This window comes from Candidatus Halocynthiibacter alkanivorans (genome assembly GCF_003333265.1).
GTDB lineage: Bacteria > Pseudomonadota > Alphaproteobacteria > Rhodobacterales > Rhodobacteraceae > Halocyntiibacter_A > Halocyntiibacter_A alkanivorans.
This window is the reverse complement of record NZ_QOLB01000017.1, coordinates 1-6,987: the sequence shown is the minus strand read 5'-3', so window position 1 is coordinate 6,987 and position 6,987 is coordinate 1. Positions and strand designations below refer to the sequence as shown.

General features: G+C 52.4%; 6 protein-coding genes. 3 read left to right on the top strand and 3 right to left on the bottom strand.

What is annotated here, in order from left to right; translation table 11 throughout:
- The first annotated feature begins 978 nt into the window (after positions 1-978).
- Positions 979-1,329: a metallopeptidase family protein gene (locus tag DWA01_RS00245; protein ID WP_114283633.1), complete on the top strand. Its 351-nt coding sequence runs from the start codon at positions 979-981 to the stop codon at positions 1,327-1,329.
- A gap of 306 nt (positions 1,330-1,635) precedes the next feature.
- Here the strand turns inward: DWA01_RS00245 and DWA01_RS00240 are convergent, their stop codons facing one another.
- Together DWA01_RS00240 and DWA01_RS22840 are read right to left on the bottom strand one after the other, a co-directional pair.
- Positions 1,636-2,796, bottom strand: a complete 1,161-nt coding sequence (locus DWA01_RS00240; protein WP_136057628.1) for an FRG domain-containing protein — start codon at positions 2,794-2,796, stop codon at positions 1,636-1,638.
- A gap of 320 nt (positions 2,797-3,116) precedes the next feature.
- Entirely contained in the window at positions 3,117-3,311 is a 195-nt protein-coding gene (locus DWA01_RS22840; RefSeq protein ID WP_136057627.1) for a hypothetical protein, read from the bottom strand.
- Positions 3,312-3,732: 421 nt separating this feature from the next.
- On the opposite strand from DWA01_RS22840, the gene DWA01_RS00235 reads away from it, so the two are divergent.
- Both DWA01_RS00235 and DWA01_RS00230 read left to right on the top strand, forming a co-directional pair.
- Positions 3,733-4,551, top strand: a complete 819-nt coding sequence (locus DWA01_RS00235; protein ID WP_114283631.1) for a hypothetical protein — start codon at positions 3,733-3,735, stop codon at positions 4,549-4,551.
- Between the two features lie 358 nt (positions 4,552-4,909).
- Complete coding sequence (locus tag DWA01_RS00230) at positions 4,910-5,704, top strand: methyltransferase domain-containing protein (RefSeq protein ID WP_114283634.1); 795 nt, start codon at positions 4,910-4,912, stop codon at positions 5,702-5,704.
- Between the two features lie 164 nt (positions 5,705-5,868).
- Here the strand turns inward: DWA01_RS00230 and DWA01_RS00225 are convergent, their stop codons facing one another.
- Positions 5,869-6,408 carry a nucleotidyltransferase domain-containing protein gene (locus tag DWA01_RS00225; protein WP_114283630.1) on the bottom strand — a complete coding sequence of 180 codons (540 nt, stop codon included), beginning with the start codon at positions 6,406-6,408 and terminating at the stop codon, positions 5,869-5,871.
- Between the last annotated feature and the right edge of the window lie 579 nt (positions 6,409-6,987).

Here is a 6,987-nt window from a genome sequence, read left to right as displayed (position 1 = left end):
GGACAACAGCTCTGAAGCCGACACCGTCACCATCACGGTCCATCCGCCGGCGAACGCGGCGCCGACGGCGGATGCCGGCCCCGCCCAGATCAATGTGGCCTCGGCGGCGGCGGCGGTGGGGTAGGCAGAACTGTCAAACCAGAATCTGATAACATGACGCTATGTGGCGTGCCGTTAACTTTATATTGGAAGCCTTGCTGAGAAATCGTGGAGTACTGCGGCGTACCGTTATAATTGAAAATTATTTCAAGAGAACCCGCATCTGCGCTCACCCCACAATTCGACAATGTTGTTTCAGTAAATTGGTAAAACAATTGTTGGTTCAAAAGATTAGAGCCTATTACCAAAGGACCTACGTAAAAAGTATCCGATGGATACGCATAATCGTCATCTGGATCATATCCGTCAGGGAAGTAATTCACTCTGAAAATCGCTATTGAAGATGTTGGTATGATCTCCGTGCGAATCGAACAATTACTACCCAACGCTGAAGTCTGCACAAATACCGTAGACCTGGTATATGCGTCCCCAACGGATGGCGACCAAAACAGCGACGGTAATACTAAAAAGAAAAGCTTAGCTTTAATATTGATATTATTCAAAGTGGTATTCCAAAATTAGTTCGACAATTCCCAAATGGGCCTTCTGTTCGAACAGATAGTGCGACATTGATGAACAACTTAATAAGGGCGCGAGACGACGGGCCGGTCTCGGGGCGAAGTGACTGTATCGAGACTGGCGTATTGCGAGCAGGACAAGGAAATTGTCGCGGTAGTTTTGTCAGCACTGTTGCCGTTCCGGAGCCCGAAATGCCACGCGAGGCGCGTATGTCTAGTTTGACGGGCCGCGCCGCAGCATCTTGCGCGAAGTCGAGCGGCCGCAGTGGGCCGTTTGAGGCGGTCGTGCGCATCAGCGCCTAGCCCGTCGCGCCCTGACTTCGCGCGCCCCTCCGCCGTTCCGACAGGCCATACCCGTCGCATGCTCCACGACCTCGCCCATTTCGAGAAGATCGCCCGCGACACCGTCACCTCGCTGCCGAAGGCATTCCGCCCCGCCGCAGAGGGCGTCATCCTGCGCATCGCTGTGTGGCCGGCGCCCGCCATGTTGGGCGATCTCTGCATCGCGGACCCGCGCGAATTGACGGGGCTTGACATGGCCCAGCCTTCGGATGTCGTCTGGCTCTTCCGGCAGCCGATCCTGGCCGAGTGGCGCGGCCGCGGTAATGTCGCGCTGGACGAGTTGATCGCCCATGTAGTCACCCACGAATTCGCCCATCATTTCGGCTGGACCGACGAGGAGATCACCGCCATCGACCAAAGGTGGACCTGAGCGGATGCTTGCCTCGCGCTGCGGACCTCAGCCGCCAGCGAAGCGCCACGTCCGCTTTAGGGTAGCCGCGGCGCAGCGTCCGGGCCCATGGTCAACGGCGGCAGTGGGCCGTTAGCGACAGTGGTGGCAGAGGGAAGTGGTCCGATTGCTGCACCAGGCACATTTCGACACTAAGGGCGGAGTGCGGACTTTCGCTGCATTTACGATGAACGTCAGCTTCTCATTCTACCACCATTGGTCATCCTGCAAGAAGAGCGCCGTACACGCTACATTCCTTGTTCCAGATCCATTTGCTGGTCGTTAGAATTAAAATATGGTGAGGGGATATGTCCCTGTGGACGCCCATGCTTTGAGAAGAGGATCCTCGCATGGCCTGGGAAAGAGTTCGTGGGCACCATATTGACCGGCCACATCCATGTCGTAGTCAAGGAAGATTGCTCCAACGATATAATCGGCTGGAAGGTTTATTGACCACGCATTTGTCGAAGCTACCACGCATGATTGGCGAAGAGGGCGTTCTGGTTTAGCCACTTTCATGACCTGGTCTCGTTCATTCGTGTGCATATCCCCTTCCTGAAGTGAAAGCACATAAATAATCGACTGGCCATCGTTCGTTCCGACAAATTCATATGTTGCACGACTATCCAATGAGCCGAATTTGTGAGTAGCAAAAAAGAATGCGACTTCTAGGTCTGTGGTTAAGTCCAAAAACGGTGTAGGGAGTCCATAGTGCTGCATCATGGTTAACAAGCCGACATGGAGTAAAGGTCCACCAAAAAGTAAGTCACCGCGAAATTTTCCAAAAGCCCTTAACAGTTCGTCCGAACAGTCTTCCATGTCTCCAATTGTATAAAGCCACTCGTCATTTTCTTGCAGTGCCTTTTCTCTGGAACAGATTTCGTCCATGGGCCATAGTTTATAAAGTATCGTACTCCATTCCAAAGGGGAGATACCCACGAATTCTGGGAACACATGGGGTGTGGAACTTAACATATGTCTCCAAACTGACGGGACCAATGAGGTCTCTCCAAGAGTTGGATGAGTTAGCGTTGGATTCTTAATTTTTCGGTCTAAAGAATAGTGACTTGTTTGCCCCCGAAAACACAGGCTCTTCGATTGAACTGATGTTTGTATCTTTTCAACGCATTCTCGAACGTCTTGCCCTGACTTGGCGCGATACAGCGGAAAGGGAGAATTCATGCATCCCCCATCATCAAAGATTTCCCTGAAATGAGCCTGCGAAAACCTGGTACGCCCATCTGAGGACATTAAGGGGCCGCCGTGAAACCTATCGATTATTGTTGGGCTGTACTTACTTGCGACATAGCCTGAGGAGATTAGCGAAGTTGCCATATCTCTGGAAAATCCCATATTTTCAATGACTTCAATAAGGTCTTTCCGAGGTTGTATTGATGATGGGCTTGCAGACCAATCAAAATTTGGGTCAGAATAATTATGAAATAACAAGTTTGTTTCCTACAAGTGTTTTGGTGGAAGTAACTTCCACTTGCCGATTTTGACTAAGGTTGAAACCCCGAAGAGGTATATCCAAACTTACTTTCCTTAGGCTGTATGCTGGGCTGCAGTTGGCTAAATCGGGTTCATTCCAGACACTCGCAGCGGTTCATTCGAAGGTCGGCCTAGGGCCGAAATCTCCAATTGGACTGATCCGAGTGAAGGTCTGGAAAGTCTGGCGGTTTCAACCGCATGGGGCAAACCCCATACACAGAGTTCAGGACACTCCCAGAGATCTCGGCTAATGAAGTGTCTCGCACGTTTCGCCCAATTTATTTCTCCCCCACATCGTCACTAGATGCATTTTTCGGATTTTTGATCAATTCATAAGTGTACATAACTCCACCATTCCAACTTCTTATTTCAGCGCCACAAAGATGGCAATTTGCAGTATCCTTGTCTCTCACCGGTAGCCGATGCCGCTTTTCCCTATAAACGGCTCCGCAATCACACGTTACATTTTCCATTTCGCTTTCTCCTTTTGGTGGCAACTGAGCATGCGGCAACCGATTGTTCAAGGCCTCGACTGGAGCCACTTCAAGAGGGGCAGTACTTGCATGTGAATGGCCGCTGGAAGCCGCCGTTAGACGTGTTTGGCACGAATGGCAGCATTGGGCCGTTCGTGACAGCGATGGCATAGGGAAGTGGTCCGATTGCTGTACCATGAAAATTTCGGCGCGAAAGGCGGGTTAGGGGCTGACTCTGCTTGGGTTTATCGGCGCCACTGAAGCGCTACTCACCGCACAATTTGTGCACCAAGATAGCAAGCGCCACGCAAGATCTTGTTGCAAAACACAGCTAGTCGCTTATTTTCCTGTTTATTCCAAACTTTCTGCGTTTCGCGCCCGTACAACTACTTGTCCCACAATCGGATCAGGAATTTTCGAAATGGAAGAAACTGAAATTTTCACCCCGGAACGAATATTCCACTATACGTCAATCAACTCTCTGGCTTTGATGCTTCATCATCGGACGCTGAGGTTTACCAAACTGAGTAAACTGAACGACCCGCTTGAGGGCCGGGCGGGTGACCTTGACCGCGCTGCAAGGCTGATATTCTGTTCGTCCTGGACCTCTAAAAAAGAAGACACTATCCCAATGTGGAAAATGTATTCAGAACTGGCAGGAGTGAGAATCGCCGTCTCTCCGTCAAGGATGTTTGAGGATGTCGGCGAAATCAAACGCGGGAGCTTCAAGCCGAAAACTACTTACTGCGCCGAGTTTACTTCCGAGCTAACCTTCCCAACCAAGGGGTATACAAGATTGCATTCCCAGCGATCTAGCATCCGTTATATTTTTGGGCCAGACCCGGTGCACTATGATGAGCCACATCGTGCGTTTCCGGCCCGAATAACCGGGACTGCGGCTGGCATACGAGAGGGCAAACGCGTCGAAGACCCGATTGCGTATCTGTCTACAGTTGGATTGTCGAAACCCAAACATTGGGAGTTTGAAAACGAAGTTCGTTTTCGGCTCATGGCTAACCCAATAATAAATTGTGGGAATATTCAACTAAAAGAGTTCTGCGATATTATGGAAATCGATAGGGACCATATAGACGTATCGCTCTCCGACGATTTTTTTAGCAACGCGAGTGTGCTGCTTGGTCCGCTATGCGAACCAGCGCATAAAATATTGATCGAGTCATTAATCGAGAAATATGCGCCGTCCGTGGACATTTCAAAAAGCGATATTCAGATTAGGTAACCCAAATTGCCTACTCAGCACTCACCGAGCATCGGCACCATATTGAACCTCGCCCCAGTTCCTGGACAGTGGGGTACTTTAAAGAACCCGCTTCAGGCGGTGACGGGTTCTACCTATGTTCTGCCTTTCGCTGCGGTGATCACGAACGGCCGGTGTGGGCCGTTCGCGACAGTGATGGCAGAGGGACGTGGTCCGATTGCTGCACCAAGCACATTTCGACGAGAAAGGCGGATTGCGGACCTTCGCTGCGCAATGCACCGCCGCCTGCTGTGCGCGACTTTGCGGACATTTGCGCTTTCGCCAAATCTACAATTGTGCGAAAATAACAGAACTTGAATACGTTCAGTGGATCTTGCCCATGGCCGATAGAACAGACTTAGATGTAGCCGAGCGATGGAACCAGAATGCAGATCAATGGACCCGCGACGTCAGGGGCGGCATCGACGTCTATCGTGATCTCTTCACATTTCCAGCGTTTCAGGACTTCTTGCCATCGTTGGACCAGCTTGATGTTATTGATTTTGGATGTGGAGAGGGCTCAAACACCCGGCGGTTCGCGCAAATAGGTGCGCGAATGACAGGGATCGACCTGTCCGAGCGTTTGATCGAACATGCCCGCGACGCCGAAATTGTTGATCCGGTCGGTATAGACTATAGAGTAACATCTTATAGCGAACCGAGCGGTTTTTCGGACGCCTCATTCGATGCGGTCGTTTCTACCATGGCATTGATGGACGGACCCGATATCAATGGGGCGATGCGCGAAGCCTACAGACTGTTGCGACCAGGCGGCTTTGTAGTTTTTAGCGTCCTACACCCCTGCTTCATCACTCCTGGATCGCGATGGGACAAGGATGCAGGGGGGAGGAAGACGGGACTTTACGTATCGCGATACTTTGACGTGTCCTCCTTCACCGAGCGCTGGATATTCAGCGATCAACCCGATGACATGGACGTCCAGCTGTTCGCCGTGCCGCGCTTCCCGCGAACAATCAGCGACTACCTCAACGCGGTTGCGGATGCAGGGCTACGGGTCACTCAGGTTGAAGAACCGCGCCCGACGCCGGAAGCATGCAAAACGGTTCCGCGCTTTTCCCGCTGGCGCGACCACGCCGCATTTCTTTTGCTCATCAAGGCGGAGAAGCACGAATAAAATTAATCTTGTTGGCAGGTCCGCTAAGGCTCGAGGCGGTATTTCGCTGCGCTCCGCTTGAACGCCCGCTGAGCGGACAAACCGGCCGTTTCCGGGTGCGACCCGCGCAACCAGGCAGGTCAATTCCAGATGCTTGCCGTTGCGACTGTCACTGTGACGCCACACTACTTGGATGCATTTTTCGGTCCGCCTTCCTGACCGTCCGACGCCGCAAGTTCCTCGAAGTCCGGCGGGATTTCCAGATTGAACTCGCTGCACAAAAGCCGAACATCGTGCCAGTCGCTTTGACGCAGTTCGTAGCCGGTATGAGACTGGACCAGCCAGAGCGGCGGAACACAACGCACCGGCGTTCCAAGAATAACGCCGCTGCCCGCAATTTGGTCAGCGACATATGACACGCCGCCCGCGTTGCTACCATCAGGATTCAGGATATAGGAATGCACATCGATCAGCCTTCCTTGCGGGTCCTCAAGGACAAAATTGTGCTCCCACGAGTCGGGGCGAGGCACTTCGACGTAGCCACGCGCGGTCAACAGTTGCCGCAATGCCGAAACCTCGGCCGCTGGCAGCGCGATATCAAGGTCGTTATGCGGTCTGGTCTGGCGTTTCAGAACCGCATCAACAGCCCACCCTCCGTCAATGCATATTTCGAGCCCACGTTTTTGCGTGGCGCGCCAAAACTCGATAACACATTCGGCCTGCATAGATTTCCCACGGTTAGTTCGACTTGCGTCACTGCTTTGAATTCAAACACTCGTGCCGATGTTGTCAAGGAAAGCTGGAACGAGCCCCGAGATTATCCACTTGGCTGAGCTGCTGCCGGTTTCGTGGACGGCAAATTAAACTTCCATCGCTGCACAAGCATTCCCGCATTTTACGACTGCGGCGTAGGTTTCGCTGCGAGCGCACGCAGCACAATTTTTATCGAGTCTGCAAAGGGCTCTGACCAGCCATTCGCTGCGGTGGCCAAGAAGGTCCGCTGTGGGCCGTTAGTGACAGTGATAGCAGAGGGGATTGGTCCGATTGCAGCACCAGTCACATTTCGGCACTAAGGGCGGAGAGCATGCGTAATTGGGCCGCCTCTGTTCTGAGGTCGAGCTCCCGATAGGATCACAGGGTAGCTGTGAACAAGGGAGACAGATGATGGAATACTTTGTGGACTAGATGTTTCGCTGCGATCCTGTGCGCTTTGCATTCTGGATAGCAAGGGAGCAGTAATGTTTGAGCGGGAGCTGCCTTGTGAGGTCGGCGATATCGCAGATTGCCTCGCAAGCTTCCCGCAT

Excerpts from the sequence above, each read along its gene's own strand:
- DWA01_RS00245 (WP_114283633.1), top strand. The coding sequence starts at position 979 with ATGCTCCACGACCTCGCCCATTTCGAGAAGATCGCCCGCGACACCGTC.
- DWA01_RS22840 (WP_136057627.1), bottom strand. The coding sequence starts at position 3,311 with ATGGAAAATGTAACGTGTGATTGCGGAGCCGTTTATAGGGAAAAGCGG.
- DWA01_RS00235 (WP_114283631.1), top strand. The coding sequence starts at position 3,733 with ATGGAAGAAACTGAAATTTTCACCCCGGAACGAATATTCCACTATACG.
- DWA01_RS00230 (WP_114283634.1), top strand. The coding sequence starts at position 4,910 with ATGGCCGATAGAACAGACTTAGATGTAGCCGAGCGATGGAACCAGAAT.
- DWA01_RS00225 (WP_114283630.1), bottom strand. The coding sequence starts at position 6,408 with ATGCAGGCCGAATGTGTTATCGAGTTTTGGCGCGCCACGCAAAAACGT.